The following is a 19,257-nucleotide window of genomic DNA, read 5'->3' on the forward strand; positions in this document are numbered from 1 at the left end:
AAGGGGCCATAAAGGCCCCTTTTTAGCGAAACTCGCACGAATCTGCCAACCCATCATTTCGGTACATCAGAATGCACCGAAACGACCTGGCAAACTCTAAGACTAGCGACGCAGACCCAGACGCTCGATCAGGCTGGTGTAACGTGCAACGTCTTTACGCTTCAGGTAATCCAGCAGCTTACGACGCTGAGAAACCATACGCAGCAGACCGCGACGGCTGTGGTGGTCTTTTTTGTGCTCAGAGAAGTGACCCTGCAGATGGTTAATCTGTGCAGTCAACAAAGCAACCTGAACTTCGGTAGAACCACTGTCATTCGCGTCACGACCGTAATCAGCTACGATCTGCGCTTTAGATTCAACACTTAGAGACATGATACAACTCCAAATTATAAGATAAATGTACAGGCGCCGATCTCTAATTCAGCAACCCAATGGTAAAGCCGCGCCATTCTACTCTTAGCCAGAAGCTTACGCAAATGACTAGTCGGAATATTCTACAACCAGACGGCGTGGCGCCACGCGACCGTCATCGGCAATTTCTGCCATGCCAATAAACTTCTGCTCTTCACCTTCCGTCACGCGAACCAGGCCGGAAGAAGGCGCATTAACCGCCTGCACCGGCATGCCCTGGCGGAAGTAAGCTGACACCGCCAGCGGCAGATTAACCGCCGGATACGCGGCTGCCGGGCTGTCCATCGGCATCAGCAACGCATCAAGCAATTCTGCCGGCGTGCGTTCCGTACGGTAAGCTTCTTCACTCAGTTCAGCCAACTGTTCCAGCGTCACCATACTGGCGATCGGATAGGTCGCAACCTGCAAACGACGCAAATAGATAACGTGCGCGCCGCAACCCAGCATCTCACCGAGATCGTCGGTAATGGTGCGGATATAGGTGCCTTTAGAACAGTGGATTTCCAGCTCCAGCTCATCGCCTTCCCAGCGAATAAACTGTAACTCGTAAACCGTAATGCTGCGGGCTTCACGCGGGACTTCAATGCCTTCGCGGGCATATTCGTACAGCTTACGCCCCTGGTACTTCAGCGCGGAATACATCGACGGCACCTGCTGGGTTTCCCCACGGAAGCTGTCCAATGCCTGCGCCAGTTGTTCTTCAGTAAAGGTCACCGGACGCTCGCTGATAATCGCGCCATCAGCATCAGACGTATCCGTGCGCTGACCCAGACGGGCAATCACGCGGTAACGTTTATCTGAGTCCAGTAGATACTGAGAAAATTTGGTGGCTTCGCCAAGGCAGATCGGCAGCATGCCGGTCGCCAGAGGATCTAACGCGCCGGTGTGGCCAGCACGGTTTGCTGTGAACAACCGCTTCACTTTCTGCAGGGCATCATTACTCGACAGCCCCTGCGGTTTGTCCAGCAGCAGAACACCGTGGACGTCACGTCCGCGACGACGAGGACGGCTCATCAGTCTTCCTTCTTGTCTTCTTCTTCCTGTTCTTCCTGCGGTCCACGACGTTCAACATCGTTTCTGACCACATTGGTCACCAGGTTAGACATGCGCATCCCTTCGACCAACGAGTTGTCGTAGAAGAAGGTCAGTTCAGGGACGATACGCAGACGCATCGCTTTACCCAGCAGTGAACGGATGTAGCCAGAAGCATCACCCAATGCACGCAGACCGCCTTTGATAGCGTCTTCGTCTTTGTCGTTCAGGAAGGTCACAAATACTTTGGCATAGGCCAGATCGCGAGACAAATCGACGCCTGATACGGTAACCATCATGCCCAGACGGGGATCTTTAATCTCACGCTGCAGAATAACAGCAATCTCTTTCTGCAATTCCTGAGAGACACGCTGTGGGCGACCAAATTCTTTCGCCATAATAATACTCTCCAAATAATTCGGGAGGCACAACGGCCTCCCAAATAAGTCACTGTTTTCAGGCGACCATTAATCGATAGTACGTTGGATCTCGATAATCTCGAAGACTTCGATCATATCGCCAACACGCACATCGTTGTAGTTCTTCACGCCGATACCACATTCCATGCCGTTACGGACTTCGTTGACGTCATCTTTGAAGCGGCGCAGGGATTCCAGCTCGCCTTCGTAGATAACCACGTTGTCACGCAGTACGCGGATTGGGTTGTGACGTTTGATGTTACCTTCAGTCACCATACAGCCAGCAACAGCGCCGAACTTAGGTGATTTGAACACGTCACGCACTTCAGCCAGACCGGTAATCTGATGCTTATACTCAGGCGCCAGCATACCGCTCATCGCCTGCTTAACTTCGTCGATCAGATTATAGATCACGGAGTAGTAACGCAGATCCAGACTTTCGGTATCCACTACGCGGCGAGCAGAAGCATCGGCACGCACGTTGAAGCCCAGCAGGATAGCGTTAGAAGCCGCGGCCAGCGTGGCGTCAGTTTCGGTGATACCACCTACGCCTGAACCCACGATTTTCACTTTCACTTCATCAGTGGACAGCTTCAGCAGCGAGTCGGAGATAGCTTCGACAGAACCCTGAACGTCAGCTTTCAGCACGATGTTCAGTTCAGATACTTCACCTTCGGTCATGTTCGCAAACATGTTCTCCAGTTTAGATTTCTGCTGACGAGCCAGCTTAACTTCACGGAATTTGCCCTGACGATACAGTGCAACTTCACGGGCTTTCTTCTCGTCACGAACAACCGTTGCTTCATCACCGGCGGCAGGAACACCTGACAGGCCAAGGATCTCAACAGGAATCGAAGGACCAGCTTCAGTCACTTCGCGACCCAATTCGTCACGCATCGCACGCACACGGCCATACTCGAAGCCGCACAGAACGATATCGCCTTTATTCAGCGTACCTTCACGTACCAGCACGGTAGCAACCGGACCACGACCTTTATCCAGGAAGGATTCGATAACCACACCGCTTGCCATACCCTGACGAACCGCGCTCAGTTCCAGCACTTCTGCTTGCAGAAGGATGGCGTTAAGCAGGTCATCAATACCGGTACCGGCTTTCGCAGACACGTTCACGAACATGTTCTCGCCGCCCCACTCTTCCGGAATGATTCCGTACTGGGTCAGTTCGTTTTTAACACGATCCGGATCGGCATCTGGCTTATCAACTTTGTTCACCGCAACAACAACCGGCACTTTCGCCGCTTTTGCGTGCTGGATAGCTTCGATAGTCTGTGGCATCACGCCATCATCTGCCGCAACGACCAGGATAACGATGTCAGTCGCCTGAGCACCACGAGCACGCATTGCGGTAAACGCGGCGTGTCCCGGGGTATCCAGGAAGGTGATCATACCGGTGTCAGTTTCAACGTGGTATGCACCGATGTGCTGAGTAATGCCGCCCGCTTCGCCAGAGGCGATTTTAGTGGAGCGAATATAATCCAGCAAAGAGGTTTTACCGTGGTCAACGTGGCCCATGATGGTCACGACCGGTGCACGGGATTCCTGCAGCGCATGAGTATCACGATCGCTCATTACCGCTTCTTCCAGCTCATTCTCACGGCGCAGCGTCACTTTGTGACCCATTTCTTCCGCTACCAGCTGGGCAGTTTCCTGATCGATAACCTGGTTAATGGTGGCCATGGCGCCCATTTTCATCATCGCTTTGATGACCTGAGAACCTTTCACCGCCATCTTGTTAGCCAGTTCGGCTACGCTGATGGTTTCGCCGATGATCACGTCACGGTTAACAGCCTGCACTGGCTTGTTGAAGCCCTGTTGCAGGGTGCTTGGCTTGCGCTTGCCGCCTTTACCGCCGCGAACCTGCGCACGCGCTTCTTCACGGTCAGTTTTCGCTTCAGAATGCTTGTTGCCTTTCTTGGAGCGTGGCGCTTTAGCCGGGCGGACTGCACGGGTACGACGGTCGCCTTCAACCTTCGCATCGTTTTCGTCTTCAGCCGCACGGGCGTGGGTAGAAGTGGTTACGTGGTAATCAGAAGTATCTTCAACTTCTTTAACCTCAGTCCACTCGGTGCCTTTCTCTTCTGCCATTTTACGAGCCTCTTCCGCTACGCGCTTCGCTTCTTCTTCAATCTTGCGATGCGCTTCTTCTTCGGCTTTACGCTTCAGTTCTGCAGCTTCTGCTTCGCGACGGGCTTTGTCAGACTGCGTTGCCCGGATTACTTCATCAGTAGGTTGATTGCTCACTTTATCTTTTTCCGCTGCTTCACGTTTGGCTTTATCAGCTGCCTCACGTTTAGCCTGCTCCTCGGCTTCACGCTTCGCTTTGTCTTGGGCTTCACGCTTGGCTTTTTCTTCAGCCTCACGACGAGCCAGTTCTTCCGCTTCACGCTGTGCCTGCTCTTCTGCTTCAGCCTGTTCAGCTTCTGCAGGATCGCCTTTTACATAGGTGCGCTTTTTGCGGACTTCAATTTGTACTGACTTGCTTTTGCCCCCGGTAACGGGAACATTCAAGGTGCTGCGCGTCTTGCGCTGCAGAGTCAGTTTACCTGAACCGCCGTTATGATCGCGATTCAAATGGGTCAGGAGCGTTTCTTTTTCCTGCTGCGTCACAGAATCAGTTTCAGACTTGCGGATCCCTGCATCAGCAAACTGCTGTACCAGGCGTTCTACCGGTGTCTGAATCTCTGCGGCCAGCGATTTTACAGTTACATCTGTCATGCTGTTCCTTCCTGCTACAGTTTATTACGCGTCGTCGCCGAACCAGCAGATATTGCGTGCAGCCATAATCAGCTCACCAGCCTGTTCATCGTTCAGGCCTTCAATATCTGTCAGGTCGTCAACACCCTGTTCGGCAAGATCTTCCAGCGTACAGACGCCAATCGCTGCCAGCTTGAATGCCAGCTCACGATCAAGACCTTCCAGATTCAGCAAATCTTCTGCCGGCTGGTTGTCGCCCAGGCTCTCTTCTTTCGCCAGCGCCAGGGTTGTTAACGCATTTTTCGCACGATCGCGCAGCGCTTCTACTGTCTCTTCATCCAGACCGTCAATTTCCAACAGCTCGTTGATCGGAACATATGCCAGTTCTTCAAGAGAAGAGAAACCTTCTTCAACCAGAACGGTAGCAAAGTCTTCATCAATATCGAGATGCTTGGTAAAGACGTCGATGGCAGCATGGGCTTCAGCCTGGTGCTTCGCCTGCAGATCGTCGACCGTCATTACGTTTAGCTCCCAGCCACTCAGCTGTGCGGCTAAACGTACGTTTTGACCATTACGGCCAATCGCCTGAGCCAGGTTACCGGCTTCAACAGCGATATCCATGGTGTGATTATCTTCATCCACCACGATAGAGGCAACATCCGCAGGGGCCATGGCATTGATCACGAACTGCGCAGGATTGTCATCCCACAGTACGATATCAATACGCTCGCCACCCAGCTCACTGGATACTGCCTGAACTCGCGCACCACGCATACCGACGCATGCACCAACTGGGTCGATACGTTTGTCGTTGGTTTTCACCGCAATCTTGGCACGTGAGCCCGGATCGCGCGCGGCGGCTTTAATCTCAATCACTTCTTCGCCAATTTCTGGCACTTCAATGCGGAACAGTTCGATCAGCATTTCCGGCTTGGAACGGCTGACAAACAGCTGAGCACCGCGCGCTTCTGGACGCACTGCGTACAGAACACCACGAATACGGTCGCCCGGACGGAAGTTTTCACGTGGCAGCATGTCTTCACGAATGATGACGGCTTCTGCGTTGCTGCCCAGATCCAGAGAGATGTTGTCGCGGTTAACTTTCTTAACCACGCCGGTGATGATCTCACCTTCCTGCTGACGGAACTGATCGACAACCATCGCACGTTCAGCTTCGCGCACTTTCTGCACGATAACCTGTTTCGCGGTTTGGGTGGTGATACGGTCGAAGGTCACAGATTCGATCTGGTCTTCTACGTATTCGCCCAGATTAAGCGCTTCGTCTTCGTAGCGAGCTGCATCCAGCGTGATTTCACGCGTTGGCATAGTCACTTCGTCAACGATAACCCAACGGCGGAAGGTGTCGAAATCGCCGCTTTTGCGGTCAATGCTGACACGGACTTCAATTTCCTGCTCGTATTTTTTCTTGGTCGCCGTGGCCAGTGCGCTCTCCAGCGCTTCGAAAATCTTTTCGCGCGGGAGTGATTTCTCGTTCGACACAGCCTCAACTACAGCTAAGATTTCTTTGTTCATCCTGGTATGCCTCAATCCGGACTTTTAAAAGTGGGGAACCAGGTTCGCTTTCTGAATGTTGCTCAGCGCGAACACTTCGTCGTTACCCTCAACAGCAACAGTGATCATTTCACCTTCTACAGATTTAATGATTCCCTGCCATTTGCGGCGGTTTTGAACGGCCATACGCAGCACCAGGCTCACTTCTTCGCCAATAAATTGTGCGTAATGCGCAGCGGTAAAGAGTGGGCGCTCAAGGCCTGGTGAGGAGACTTCAAGGTTATAAGCGACAGTAATCGGGTCTTCGACATCGAATACGGCACTTACCTGGTGGCTAACATCAGCACAATCGTCAACATTGATGCCATTTTCACTATCAATATAGATGCGCAACGTCGATGTACGACCGCGTACAAACTCGATACCGACCAGTTCGTAGCCCAGCGCCTCTACAGGTGCTGTGATCAGCTCAGTTAATTTTTGCTCTAATGTGGACAAGGCCACCCCCAAGACATAAAAAAAGGGCTTAATAGCCCAGTATGCTGTTTCCTGATAACAAAAAACCCCGATAAATCGGGGCTTTATGCGACTGGACCCTGTACGCCAAAAATCTGGCGGTTCGGCACAATCCAAAAGAATTTTTTTCAAAATCTGCTGAGATGCGCCGTTCGATGCATACAGTATATTTGAAAAAGAACTCTAAGGGAAAGTGGTTGCGGGGGCCGGATTTGAACCGACGACCTTCGGGTTATGAGCCCGACGAGCTACCAGGCTGCTCCACCCCGCGTCCGAAATAACGTGGCAAATACTACGCCGATCTTGCGTAAAACGCAAGCAATACTGAAGTTTGGTACCGAGGACGGGACTTGAACCCGTAAGCCCATGCGGGCACTACCACCTCAAGGTAGCGTGTCTACCAATTCCACCACCACGGCACTAAAGTGACGACTTTTTTATTTCTGTCGTGTCGAAATCACTGCATTTACTGCTTACTGTGGGATATCGCTACCCGGGGTTGCCGGTTTAGCTGGCTGGCTCTGCTGCGACTGTGCAGGCTGAGTCAGATTTTCCCACTCGCTTCCTTTCTGAGTCTTATTGGAGTTGAGGTTACCCAGAATCAAGCTAATGATGAAGAACAGTGTTGCCAATACTGCGGTCATACGGGTCATAAAGTTACCTGAACCGTTAGAACCAAACAGCGTTGCCGAACCGCCTGCACCAAATGACGCGCCCATATCAGCGCCTTTACCTTGCTGAAGCATGATCAAACCTACAAGGCCGATTGCAACAATAAGGAAAACAACTAAGAGAGCTTCGTACATAATTAACCTGTTTCCTTGCGCGGTAGCCGCACATCAAAAAGCTTCAAACCAGTTAGAGAGATAGCGTTGTCACTACCCATCAGAAGCGGGTGTGAATACTAACCAAAGCCGCCTGACTGCGCAAGGGCAATTTAGCACCAGGCATCTGATTGCGGAAAAAAACGGCAAATGAGCAATGAATTGCTGGTAAATCACTCATCTACCGTCCTTTTCTGGCTTATCAGACCGCCTTCACCGCATCGGCAATCCGGTGTGCCAGCGCCGTCACTTGCGCTTCATCTTCGCCTTCAACCATCACGCGGATTAGCGGTTCAGTGCCTGATTTACGCAGCAACACACGTCCACGACCCTGCAGCTCTTTTTCGACTTCTGCAGTGACCGTTTTGACCGTTGCATCTTCCAGCGGATCGGTTGTTCCACTGAAGCGCACGTTAACGAGGATTTGTGGCAGCAACTTCATGCCGCTGCACAGATCGTGCAGAGTCATGTGGTTACGCACCATCGCAGTGAGTACCTGCAAACCTGCCACGATACCGTCACCGGTAGTTGTCTTGTCCAACAGGATGACGTGGCCGGAGTTTTCAGCGCCCAGACGCCAGCCTTTTTCCTGCAGTTTTTCCAGCACGTAGCGGTCGCCCACTTTTGCACGCGCAAACGGAATACCCAGTTGCTTAAGCGCCAGTTCAAGCCCCATGTTGCTCATCAGCGTACCGACGACACCACCGCGCAGTTGTCCCTGACGTAAGCCTTCACGGGCAATGATATACAGGATCTGATCGCCATCCACTTTATGGCCCAGATGGTCCACCATCATGATGCGATCGCCATCGCCATCATAGGCCAGCCCCACGTCCGCTTTCTCCGACAACACGCGTTCCTGCAGCTTGCGGACATCGGTGGCGCCACACTCTTTGTTGATGTTCATCCCATCAGGATTAACACCAATGGTGATCACCGTCGCGCCGAGTTCACGCAGGACGTTTGGCGCGATGTGGTAGGTCGCACCGTTGGCGCAGTCCACCACAATCTTCATGCCATTCAGGCTGAGTTCGCTTGGGAAGGTACCTTTGCAAAACTCGATGTAGCGGCCGGCTGCATCGACAATGCGGCTGGCACGTCCCAGCTCTGCAGATTCAACGCAGGTGATCGGTTTCTCCATCTCCGCTTCGATCGCCTCCTCCACGTCATCTGGCAGCTTGGTGCCTTCGATGGAAAAGAACTTGATACCGTTATCGTCAAACGGATTGTGCGAAGCCGAAATCACAATCCCCGCTTCGGCACGGAAGGTTCTGGTCAGATAGGCAATGGCTGGGGTTGGCATCGGTCCGGTAAAGGCTGCCGATAACCCTGCCGCCGCCAGGCCTGCCTCAAGGGCCGACTCCAGCATGTAGCCAGAAATGCGCGTATCTTTACCGATGATAATTTTCTTTGAGCCATTGCGTGCCAGCACCTTACCCGCTGCCCAGCCAAGCTTCAGCACGAAGTCAGGTGTAATAGGAGACTCACCCACTTTGCCGCGGATGCCATCGGTACCAAAATACTTACGGTTGCTCATAGCGTTACTCTTCCTTCGCTGACAGTGTTGCTTCGACGACGCGCATCGCTTCGACGGTTTCTTTAACATCATGAACGCGCAGGATGTGCGCGCCTTGCATCGCGGCGATTACCGCGCAGGCCAGACTGCCTGTCAGCCGCTGCGACGGGCCAACATTCAGCAGTTGCCCAATCATACTTTTACGGGACATGCCGACCAGCAGTGGCAGGCCGAACCGGTGAAAATCAGCCAGATGGGCCAGCAACTGATAATTGTGGGACAGATTCTTACCGAAACCGAATCCCGGGTCGAGGATCAACTGCTCTTTTTTGATCCCGGCGGCTTCGCATCTGGCGATGTGCTGCACAAAAAAGGCGTCCACATCCTGCAGCAGCTGTTTGTACTTCGGCGATTGTTGCATGGTGGCCGGATCGCCCTGCATATGCATCAGACAAATCGGCAGGCCCGTTGCCGCCGCCGCTTCCAAAGCACCGGGCTCCTGCAGTGAACGGATATCATTGATGATGTGCGCACCCGCATTTGCCGATTCCCGGATCACCTCTGGTTTTGATGTATCGACCGAAATCCACACTTCAAAACGTTGAGAAATAGCCTCAACCACCGGAATAACCCGTTCCAGCTCCTGCTCTACACTGACTTCCGATGCGCCAGGACGCGTGGATTCGCCGCCGATATCAATGATGGTGGCACCGGCATTGATCATTTCGTTGGCATGGGTCAGCGCCTGAACCAAATCGTTATGCTTGCCGCCATCAGAGAAAGAATCCGGGGTCACATTCAGGATCCCCATCACATGAGGATGGGAAAGATCGAGGATGGTGTCTCTGGCGTAAAGCTTCATAACGGTAAGTCTCCAAACGGGTTCAGCAGGTCAGTTGGACCGGGTAATGAAATTGTAGATATAAAAAACCCCGGACAGCGCCGGGGTTTGGAGTGAGCTTAAACGAACAAGTAAATTACTTGTCGCCCAGCTGCTCTGACATGGTGTTACCAGGATTAGGCGTGCGCGGTTCATCAACCGGGCGCGGCGCCTTAGGCGTACCGTTGCTGTCAGAATTATTGGTGCTGCCCGGATCTTCCCAACCCTGTGGTGGACGCACTTCACGGCGTGCCATCAGGTCATCGATCTGTGGAGCATCAATGGTTTCATACTTCATCAGCGCATCTTTCATCGCGTGAAGAATGTCCATGTTTTCGTTCAGAATACGACGTGCACGTTGATAGTTACCTTCAACCAGTGATTTCACTTCCTGGTCAATGATACGCGCGGTCTCATCAGACATGTGCTTCGCTTTAGCCACTGAACGACCGAGGAATACTTCACCCTCTTCTTCAGCATACAGCAGCGGGCCCAGTTTCTCTGAGAAGCCCCATTGCGTTACCATGTTACGCGCTATTGAGGTGGCTACCTTGATGTCGTTAGAAGCACCGGTAGAAACACGCTCAACACCGTAGATGATCTCTTCTGCCAGACGGCCACCGTAAAGGGTAGAAATCTGACTTTCCAGTTTCTGACGGCTGGCGCTGATCGCGTCGCCTTCAGGCAGGAAGAAGGTCACACCTAATGCACGGCCACGAGGAATGATGGTCACTTTGTGCACCGGATCATGCTCCGGCACCAGGCGACCAATGATCGCGTGACCGGCTTCGTGGTAGGCCGTCGACTCTTTCTGCGATTCTGTCATCACCATGGAGCGACGTTCCGCACCCATCATGATCTTGTCTTTCGCTTTTTCGAACTCAACCATCGACACAACGCGTTTGTTACCACGGGCTGCAAACAGCGCAGCTTCGTTGACCAGGTTAGCCAAATCGGCACCTGAGAAGCCTGGCGTACCACGGGCAATAACGGATGCTTCAATGTCGGTCGCTAATGGAACGCGACGCATATGCACTTTCAGGATCTGCTCACGGCCTCGAACGTCTGGCAAGCCTACAACAACCTGACGGTCAAAGCGGCCTGGACGCAACAGCGCCGGGTCAAGTACGTCTGGACGGTTAGTCGCGGCGATGACGATGATGCCTTCATTACCTTCAAAACCATCCATCTCAACCAGCATCTGGTTCAGCGTCTGCTCACGTTCATCGTGACCACCGCCTAAACCAGCGCCACGCTGACGACCGACTGCATCGATCTCATCGATAAAGATGATGCAAGGCGCGGCTTTCTTGGCTTGTTCAAACATGTCGCGAACACGGGATGCACCCACACCAACGAACATTTCAACGAAGTCAGAACCGGAGATAGTGAAGAAAGGCACTTTAGCTTCACCGGCGATGGCTTTCGCCAGCAGCGTTTTACCGGTACCCGGAGGCCCGACCATCAGAACGCCTTTCGGAATTTTACCGCCCAGTTTCTGGAAACGGCTTGGCTCACGCAGGTATTCAACCAGCTCAGCCACTTCGTCTTTCGCTTCGTCGCAACCGGCAACATCAGCGAAGGTTGTCTTGATCTGATCTTCCGTCAGCATGCGGGCTTTGCTTTTACCAAAGGACATTGCCCCTTTGCCGCCCCCGCCCTGCATCTGGCGCATGAAGAAGATCCAGACACCAATAAGCAATAGCATTGGGAACCATGAGATGAAGATCGACGCCAACAGGCTCGGTTCTTCTGGCGGTTCGCCAACCACTTTCACATTTTTAGTCAACAGGTTATCAAGCAACTTGGGATCGTTGACAGGAATGTAAGTCGTGTATTTGTTGCTGTCTTTTTTGACAACGTTGATTTCACGCCCGTTAATACGTGCCTCGCGGACCTGATCCTGGTTCACTTCTGACAGGAAGGTTGAATAGTCAACCCTACGGCCATTCGACTCGCTGGGCCCAAAGCTTTGGAATACAGACATCAGCACGACCGCGATGACTAACCAAAGAATTAGGTTTTTCGCCATGTCACTCAAGGGGATTAACCTCTTATTACAACTGTGTTAACAGACAGCGTAGGGTACTATAGTTTGCGCCCTGTCGCTACAATGTACACTTCACGCGAACGAGAGCGCGAAGCGTCCGGCTTACGAATTTTTACTTTCGTAAACAGGGAGCGAATTTCCCGGAGGTAATCTTCAAAGCCATCTCCCTGAAACACTTTTACTAAAAAACTGCCGCCAGGTGCCAATACATCACGACACATTTCCAGTGCAAGCTCAACTAAATACATTGCACGTGGAATATCAACTGCTGGCGTTCCTGTCATGTTGGGAGCCATATCGGACATCACAACCTGTACTTTGTTGTCACCTACTCGTTCCAGCAACGCTTTCATGACCAGTTCATCACGAAAATCGCCCTGGAGGAAATCGACACCGGCGATAGGATCCATCGGCAGGATATCACAACCAATAACACGGCCTTTTGACCCAATCTGCGTTACCACATATTGAGACCAACCTCCGGGTGCAGCACCCAGATCGACGACGGTCATGCCAAGTTTGAACAGCTTGTCACCTTGCTGTATTTCATCGAGTTTAAACCAGGCGCGAGAACGCAGCCCTTTTTTCTGTGCCTGAAGCACATATTTATCGCTAAAGTGTTCCTGCAGCCAGCGGCTGGAACTGGCCGAACGCTTTTTACCAGTCATACAATTTCCAACTATGATTCAACGCATGCGATAAATAAACCGCGCAAATCAGCAAAGCCGATTTGGTGATACACCAGAGATGGCGGTAGAATGACCCGTTTTCAATCCCAATGTAAGTAAAAAATACGATGAATCTGAGTACCAAACAAAAACAGCACCTGAAAGGACTGGCCCATCCGCTGAAGCCCGTTGTCATGCTGGGCAACAATGGTTTGACCGAAGGGGTGCTAGCCGAGATCGAACAAGCACTGGAGCACCACGAGCTCATCAAAGTGAAAATCGCCACGGAAGACCGTGAAACGAAAGCACTGGTTGTTGAGGCTATCGTGCGCGAAACCAAAGCAGCAAACGTGCAGGTTATCGGCAAGATGCTGGTACTGTACCGTCCAACGAAGGAACGCAAGATCTCCCTTCCGCGCTGAGGATCAGGTAACAATTCTGAAACTTAGACCGGAGAAGGTGACACGCTCCTGATGTTGATAAAAGGCCGCATAGCGGCCTTTTTCCTTTCTTTACAATACGCGTGATAGTTTCAGCGTAGCAGAAATCAGAGATATTCTATCTTCAAAATCTCATACTCGACGTCGCCGCCGGGTGTTTTCACGATCGTCACATCATCAACTTCTTTGCCAATCAGGCCGCGCGCCATTGGCGAGTTCACAGAAATCAGATTTTGCTTAAAATCAGCCTCATCATCGCCCACGATGCGATAAGTCGACTCTTCGTCAGTATCCAGGTTCAATACCTTGACGGTTGAACCGAAGATCACCCGACCGTTCGCGTTCATTTTGGTGACGTCGATTACCTGAGCATTAGACAGTTTTGCCTCGATCTCCTGGATACGACCTTCACAGAAGCCCTGCTCTTCGCGCGCTGCGTGATACTCAGCGTTTTCTTTTAAATCGCCGTGCTCACGTGCGTCTGCAATTGAGGCAATAATTCGGGGGCGTTTAATGGTTTTCAGCTCTTCCAGCTCTTCGCGCAGTTTGTCCGCGCCCCTTAACGTCATCGGAATCTGATTCATCTCAATACCTCGTAAACTCTGTCCTGTGCAAAATTTCGTCATCCTGACAGGTTCATGCAGAAAAAGCGTTCTGCGGCGCTTGCCACTGAATTTCAAACGAAATAAACCAGACCCAAAGGGAAGCTCAGGGCCTGGAGGTTTTGCATTTTGATACGTATTTTAACCCAGAGTTCCTTATGGGTCATCGTTTACTTTCCACAACGATGCACCGTAGTATGTCAGCATCACCTGTCAGTAAACGCGAGATTATGCGATTTTCACGAATTGTTACCGGTTTAGCCTGCGCATTTATGCTGAATGCCCACGCTGCTTCGGTTGAAGACTACACCCAATATTTACCTGATGGCGCAAACCTGGCGCTGATTGTGCAGAAAATAGGCGCAACCACGCCTTCAATTGACTACCACAGTAAACAGATGGCGCTGCCGGCCAGTACGATGAAAGTGTTGACCGCCCTGGCGGCGCTGCTTCAGCTTGGCCCGGACTACCGTTTTCATACGCAACTGGAAAGCAAAGGCACCATTAATGATGGCACGCTGCAAGGCGATCTGGTGGCCCGTTTTGGTGGCGATCCGACGCTGACGCGTCAGGACTTGCGCAATATGGTCACCACGCTGAAAAAGCAGGGTGTGAAGCATATTCAGGGCAATTTGGTGATTGATACGTCGGTATTTGCCAGCCACGACGAAGCCCCAGGCTGGCCGTGGAATGACCTGACGCAGTGCTTTAGTGCGCCGCCAGCCGCTGCCATTGTTGACCGTAACTGCTTCTCGGTATCGCTCTACAGCGCACCGAATCCAGGTGACAAGGCGTTTATCCGCGTGGCCTCCTATTATCCGGTCAGTATGTTTAGCCAGGTGCGAACGCTGGCGAAAGGCTCGCCGGACGCACAGTATTGTGAGCTGGATGTGGTGCCAGGCGAATTAAACCGCTTCACCCTGACCGGATGTATGACCCAGCGTGCCGAACCCTTGCCGCTGGCCTTTGCTATTCAGGATGGCGCTAGCTATGCCGGTGCCCTGTTAAAAGCGGAGTTGCAGGCAGCCGATATCGATTATTCCGGCCATTTACTGCGTCAGACTCAGGTCACGCAGCCAGCTAACGTGCTGGCAGAAACACAGTCTGCACCCTTACACGATCTGCTGAAGATCATGCTGAAGAAGTCGGACAATATGATTGCCGATACCGTGTTCCGCACCATTGGACATGAGCGATTTGGCGTCCCTGGCACCTGGCGCGCCGGCTCTGATGCCGTGCGTCAGATACTGAGGCAAAAGGCGAATGTCGATCTGGGCAACAGCATTCAGGTAGACGGTTCGGGGCTTTCACGGCACGATTTGATTTCCCCGGCGACCATGATGCAAGCGTTACAATACATTGCACAAAATGATCAACAGCTGAATTTCATTTCCATGTTGCCTCTCGCAGGCTACGACGGAACGTTACGCTATCGTGGTGGTCTTCATGAAGCAGGCGTCGACGGAAAGGTATCAGCCAAGACCGGTTCATTGCAGGGTGTGTATAACCTTGCTGGCTTTATGACGACAGCCAGCGGGCAGCGCGTGGCATTCGTCCAGTATCTTTCTGGCTATGCCGTTCCGCCGGAAGATCAGCGCCAGCGACGTATTCCGCTGGTCCGCTTTGAGAGCCGGCTTTATAAGGATGTTTACCAAAATAACTGACAATTATGAAACTACTGGTTGTTGAAGATGATGCTTTGCTGTTGGGCGGACTGGTTCAGGCGCTGACGACTGAAGGGTATGCGGTGGATGCGGCTAAGAATGGCGCTGAAGCCTGTGCTCTGCTGCAAAGCGGCCAGTACAGCCTGATTGTTCTCGATCTTGGGTTGCCGGATCGGGACGGCAGGCAGCTGCTGCGGCAGTGGCGTAAAGAGACTATCGATCTGCCGGTGCTGATCCTCACTGCCCGTGATGCCTTAGAGGATCGGGTTGATGGACTGGATGCCGGTGCCGATGATTATCTGGTTAAACCCTTCGCGCTGGCCGAATTGAAGGCCAGAGTTCGGGCTTTGATTCGCCGTTATCAGGGTCGCAGCGATAACCTGCTGCAACAGGGCGATCTCTCCCTTAACCTGTCTTCTCAGCAAGTTTATATAGACAATCAGCCTGTTGAGCTGACGCCGAAAGAGTTTGCGCTGCTGACGCGTCTATTGATGCGCATCAGTCAGACGGTGCATCGTGAAACGCTGCAACAAGATCTTTATAGCTGGCAGGATGATACCGGCTCTAACACGCTTGAGGTGCATATTCACAACTTGCGCCGCAAGCTGGGCAAAGACCGCATCAAGACGGTGCGTGGCGTAGGATATCGTCTGGAAGAACGCACTTGAACAGTATGCGTCGGCGTTTACTGATTATGCTGGCTCTGATCCTGCTGTCCTGTCAGATGATGAGCGCGGCCTGGCTGTGGCATGAAAGCCGCGAACAGATCAGTTTCCTGGTTAACGAAACGCTCTCTGCTCACGCCCGCAATGAGCGAGTCGAAAATGAAATCCGCGAAGCGATAGCCTCACTGTTACTGCCTTCCGTGGTGATGGTCTGCTTCACGCTGCTACTCTCTTTCTGGGCGATCAGCTGGATCATTCGCCCGTTGAAGTCATTGCAGAACAGCTTGTCTGAACGTTCTGCCGATAATCTCACGCCGCTGCCTACTTTCTCTGACATGGATGAAATTGCTGCAGTGACCCGCGCCCTGAATCAGTTACTGGGCAGGCTCGATCATACCTTGCAGCAAGAGCGGCTTTTCACCGCTGATGCCGCACATGAGCTGCGTACACCGCTTGCCGGATTACGGCTTCACCTTGAACTGCTGGAGCAACAGGGTGTTACCCAGGGTCCGATGTTAGTGAAACGCATCGACCAGCTCATGCATGTCATTGAGCAACTGCTGATGCTGTCCCGTGCAGGTCAGGCTCTGGCCGGTGGCCATTATCAGGTGGTCAGCTGGGAAAGTGTCTTCCAGCCATTGCAGCAGGAAATGGTTGAGATGCTATTGCTGCGTCAGCAGACGCTGGAGGTCTCAGGTGACCTGTCGCTTGAAGCTGAAGGCGATGCCGTTCTGTTGCGATTGATGGTGCGCAATTTGCTGGAGAATGCCTCGAGATACAGCCCGGAAGGCAGCCATATCAGCCTGTTGGCAGAAAGTGAAAACGGCGGCAGCCGTTTCACTGTCAGAGATGAAGGGCCAGGTATTGATCCTGAAGCGGCAGCCGACCTGACAAAAGCGTTTCGCAGGATGGATCAACGTTATGGCGGCAGTGGGTTGGGACTGAATATTGTGCTGCGCATCGCGCAGATCCATCACGGTGAGTTGCGATTAACCAACCGAGAGGATCGAAGTGGGCTCAATGCCACCTGCTGGTTGCCGCAAAATCTGAACTAGACGTGGTGGGGGTCCGTCCCCACCGCCACCATCCTCAGAAATGCGTGTTCAGGCCCATATACCAGGTCCGGCCCGATTCGTTATAGGTGTTCGCCCCTGCGCCATACATATACGCATTGGTCGTGGCATTACCGGTTGTTTGTGCATTCCCTTCCCTGAAATGACGTTTATCCAGCACGTTATCCACGCCAAGAGTGACGCTCACGTATTTGTTCACATCGTAGGTGCCGCTCAAGCCAACGATGGAGTAGGGACTGACCGTCGATTGCTCCGTCCCGCTGACTGACTCTCCCTTGTAGTTATATTTTTTCGGCGTCTGTCGACCGTACCAGGTCAGGGTGCTTTGCAGGGAAAGCGCGTCTGTGGCCTGCCAGGCCAGCGTCGAGTTAAGGGTATATTCCGGGATGATTGATAAGCGGTCGCCTGTCGTTTTGTTTTTGCTTTGCAGCATATACGTCAGATTGTTGTTCCAGCTTACTGATTCAGTCAGCGGCAGGTTAACCGTTCCCTCCAGCCCTTCCACTACCGCTTTGGGCACATTCTCCCACTGGTAGATATCAGTACCGCCTGAAGTTGAGGTGCCACTTGGCTGATAGCCGGCTTCAATTTTATTGCGATAATCATTGCGGAACCAGGTGATCCCGGCCTGATAGCCTTCATGCTTATACTCGATCCCCACTTCCTTGTTAATGCTGGTTTCTGCTTTGAGGTCGTCATTTCCCATCAGATAGCAGGCGCCGGCACTGTCTGCACAGCCTTGCCCACGGCTGTACAGGACGTAATTTGGATTGGTCTGGTAAAGGCTCGGTGCTTTGTAGGCTCGGGCAATGCCCAGCTTCAGGGTGAAGTCATCGTCCAGCGCCTGTGAGAGGTTCAACGAAGGACTCCAGTTATCACCGACAATACTGTGGTGATCAAATCTCAAACCGGGCACCAGCGTGGTACTGTCAGTGAGCTCGATATTGTCTTCAGCAAACAACGAGAATATTTCTGCAGAGGAGTAAGGGCTGCGGTTGCTGCTTCCGATCCCTTCAATGTTACCGCCGGACAGCGCCTGAGTATTGGAAGCCCCGTCTTTCATGCGTTGCTGATTCCATTCGACGCCAAACGTTGCGGTCTGATTGACCAACAGCTCAAAAGGAACGCTGATTTCACTGTGCAACAATACGTCATCCAGCTGGATGGTGGAGAAGCCGCTGTCGGAGAAAATCCCTTCCGTACCGCCTGCCAGCCCTTCGTTCATCCGGCTGTTACGCGTGTTTTCATACTGCGCATAACTGCGGGTGCTGATGCCGTTATCCCACACGCCTGTCCACGTGGTGGCGAAGTCCTGACGGTAGAGACGGTTAGTCTCATTGCCATAGTTGTCCTGCACCAGTGCGCTGGTATTAGTATTTTGCGTGTCTCCGGCGTACAGATTTCCTTGCCGACTGTAGCCTGCACTGAATTCCAGTACCTGGCGTGGCGCAAACTCCCAACGCAATTTGCCGTGGATATCTTTATTTTCCACCCCTTCCCGCCCTGCCGGCACCGTATCAGCATACGTGCCGGTTCTCAGTGACTGATGCCCTTCATTGATAAACTGCGCATCAGCCTGCGTTTTACTGAGGTTGCCATACAGCATAAAGCTGACGGCATCAGAGAGCGGCCCACTGAGTGAGAAGTTGGTGCGTTTGGTCGATCCTTCAGAGCGATGCTCCGGCATATTCAGATAGCTATTCCAGGCACCATGCCACTCATTACTGGCCTGCTTAGTGATAATATTCACCACGCCACCTGCGGCGCCGTTACCATAGCGCGCTGCGGCAGGCCCGCGAATCACCTCAATATGGTCGACCATTTCAGGTGGAACCCAGTTGGTGTCTCCACGCGTATCACGCTCGCCACGCCAGCCTAACCGTACCGAGTTGCGGCTGGAAACGGGCAGACCGTCAATCAGGATAAGCGTGTTTTCTGGACCCATGCCACGAATATCAATCTGACGGTTGTTACCGCGCTGTCCGCTGGTTGAGTTGCCGGTCAGGTTGACGCCTGGCATGGTCCGAATGATTTCAGAGAGATCTCTGGCGGGAGGACGTTTTTTGATTTCATCGGCCGTAATGGTCGAAACGCCTGGGGCCTGAAGCGTCTGCTGCGCGGCCGTCACCATCAGCGTGCCACCATTGGCATCAACGGTGTCTGCCTGAGCCAGCGCGACGCCTCCCAGTCCTGCGAGAATCGTCAGTGATAAGCGTGAAAATCTGGTCATGAAGCCTGTTTCCCTACAAATATGCCCTTCAAAATTACCC

17 protein-coding genes and 2 tRNA genes are annotated in these 19,257 nt (G+C 52.7%); 4 read left to right on the top strand and 15 right to left on the bottom strand.

The window, feature by feature from the left end; genetic code table 11:
• Positions 1–102 precede the first annotated feature (102 nt).
• The 13 genes from rpsO to rlmE all read right to left on the bottom strand — a co-directional run bounded on the left by rpsO (position 103) and on the right by rlmE (position 12,543).
• Positions 103–372: a 30S ribosomal protein S15 gene (gene rpsO, locus EBC_RS21695; RefSeq protein WP_013204013.1), complete on the bottom strand. Its 270-nt coding sequence runs from the start codon at positions 370–372 to the stop codon at positions 103–105.
• Between the two features lie 108 nt (positions 373–480).
• Positions 481–1,425 (bottom strand): tRNA pseudouridine(55) synthase TruB, encoded by a 945-nt coding sequence (truB, locus tag EBC_RS21700; RefSeq protein ID WP_013204014.1) that lies wholly within the window; start codon positions 1,423–1,425, stop codon positions 481–483.
• On the bottom strand, positions 1,425–1,841 hold the full coding sequence (gene rbfA, locus EBC_RS21705) for a 30S ribosome-binding factor RbfA (RefSeq protein ID WP_013204015.1): 417 nt from the start codon (positions 1,839–1,841) through the stop codon (positions 1,425–1,427). Before rbfA ends, truB begins: the two co-directional genes overlap by 1 nt.
• 69 nt (positions 1,842–1,910) lie before the next feature.
• Positions 1,911–4,598, bottom strand: coding sequence for a translation initiation factor IF-2 (gene infB / locus EBC_RS21710; RefSeq protein WP_013204016.1), 2,688 nt, complete (start codon positions 4,596–4,598; stop codon positions 1,911–1,913).
• Positions 4,599–4,622: 24 nt separating this feature from the next.
• Entirely contained in the window at positions 4,623–6,110 is a 1,488-nt protein-coding gene (gene nusA, locus EBC_RS21715; RefSeq protein WP_013204017.1) for a transcription termination factor NusA, read from the bottom strand.
• A 24-nt stretch (positions 6,111–6,134) separates the two neighbouring features.
• Positions 6,135–6,587: a ribosome maturation factor RimP gene (gene rimP / locus EBC_RS21720; protein ID WP_041692438.1), complete on the bottom strand. Its 453-nt coding sequence runs from the start codon at positions 6,585–6,587 to the stop codon at positions 6,135–6,137.
• 212 nt (positions 6,588–6,799) lie between these two features.
• Positions 6,800–6,876: transfer RNA gene (locus EBC_RS21725), tRNA-Met, on the bottom strand.
• 61 nt (positions 6,877–6,937) lie between these two features.
• Positions 6,938–7,024: transfer RNA gene (locus tag EBC_RS21730), tRNA-Leu, on the bottom strand.
• A 54-nt stretch (positions 7,025–7,078) separates the two neighbouring features.
• Complete coding sequence (gene secG, locus EBC_RS21735) at positions 7,079–7,411, bottom strand: preprotein translocase subunit SecG (protein WP_013204019.1); 333 nt, start codon at positions 7,409–7,411, stop codon at positions 7,079–7,081.
• 220 nt (positions 7,412–7,631) lie between these two features.
• A complete protein-coding gene (gene glmM, locus EBC_RS21740; protein WP_013204021.1) occupies positions 7,632–8,966 on the bottom strand; it encodes a phosphoglucosamine mutase in 1,335 nt (444 codons plus the stop codon).
• A 4-nt stretch (positions 8,967–8,970) separates the two neighbouring features.
• The gene (folP, locus tag EBC_RS21745; RefSeq protein ID WP_013204022.1) at positions 8,971–9,807 is read right to left on the bottom strand and encodes a dihydropteroate synthase; all 837 of its coding nucleotides are present in this window, start codon (positions 9,805–9,807) and stop codon (positions 8,971–8,973) included.
• 115 nt (positions 9,808–9,922) lie between these two features.
• Entirely contained in the window at positions 9,923–11,857 is a 1,935-nt protein-coding gene (gene ftsH, locus EBC_RS21750; RefSeq protein ID WP_013204023.1) for an ATP-dependent zinc metalloprotease FtsH, read from the bottom strand.
• 56 nt (positions 11,858–11,913) lie between these two features.
• On the bottom strand, positions 11,914–12,543 hold the full coding sequence (gene rlmE, locus EBC_RS21755) for a 23S rRNA (uridine(2552)-2'-O)-methyltransferase RlmE (RefSeq protein ID WP_013204024.1): 630 nt from the start codon (positions 12,541–12,543) through the stop codon (positions 11,914–11,916).
• A gap of 128 nt (positions 12,544–12,671) precedes the next feature.
• Between rlmE and yhbY the strand changes: the two genes are divergently transcribed.
• Positions 12,672–12,965: a ribosome assembly RNA-binding protein YhbY gene (gene yhbY / locus EBC_RS21760; protein WP_013204025.1), complete on the top strand. Its 294-nt coding sequence runs from the start codon at positions 12,672–12,674 to the stop codon at positions 12,963–12,965.
• A 125-nt stretch (positions 12,966–13,090) separates the two neighbouring features.
• On the opposite strand, the gene greA is transcribed toward yhbY, so the two are convergent.
• Entirely contained in the window at positions 13,091–13,567 is a 477-nt protein-coding gene (greA, locus tag EBC_RS21765; protein WP_013204026.1) for a transcription elongation factor GreA, read from the bottom strand.
• Between the two features lie 248 nt (positions 13,568–13,815).
• Between greA and dacB the strand changes: the two genes are divergently transcribed.
• The 3 genes from dacB to pmrB are packed head-to-tail and all read left to right on the top strand — an operon-like array spanning position 13,816 to position 16,969.
• Complete coding sequence (gene dacB / locus EBC_RS21770) at positions 13,816–15,249, top strand: serine-type D-Ala-D-Ala carboxypeptidase (protein WP_013204027.1); 1,434 nt, start codon at positions 13,816–13,818, stop codon at positions 15,247–15,249.
• Positions 15,250–15,254: 5 nt separating this feature from the next.
• Positions 15,255–15,917, top strand: a complete 663-nt coding sequence (gene pmrA / locus EBC_RS21775) for a two-component system response regulator PmrA (RefSeq protein WP_013204028.1) — start codon at positions 15,255–15,257, stop codon at positions 15,915–15,917.
• On the top strand, positions 15,914–16,969 hold the full coding sequence (gene pmrB / locus EBC_RS21780) for a two-component system sensor histidine kinase PmrB (protein WP_013204029.1): 1,056 nt from the start codon (positions 15,914–15,916) through the stop codon (positions 16,967–16,969). The genes pmrA and pmrB overlap by 4 nt, the downstream gene beginning before the upstream one ends.
• 34 nt (positions 16,970–17,003) lie before the next feature.
• Here pmrB and EBC_RS21785 read toward each other — a convergent pair whose 3' ends face one another.
• Positions 17,004–19,217, bottom strand: a complete 2,214-nt coding sequence (locus EBC_RS21785) for a TonB-dependent siderophore receptor (RefSeq protein ID WP_013204030.1) — start codon at positions 19,215–19,217, stop codon at positions 17,004–17,006.
• Positions 19,218–19,257 lie beyond the last annotated feature (40 nt).

The sequence above is a fragment of the Erwinia billingiae Eb661 genome (assembly GCF_000196615.1).
Lineage (GTDB): Bacteria > Pseudomonadota > Gammaproteobacteria > Enterobacterales > Enterobacteriaceae > Erwinia > Erwinia billingiae.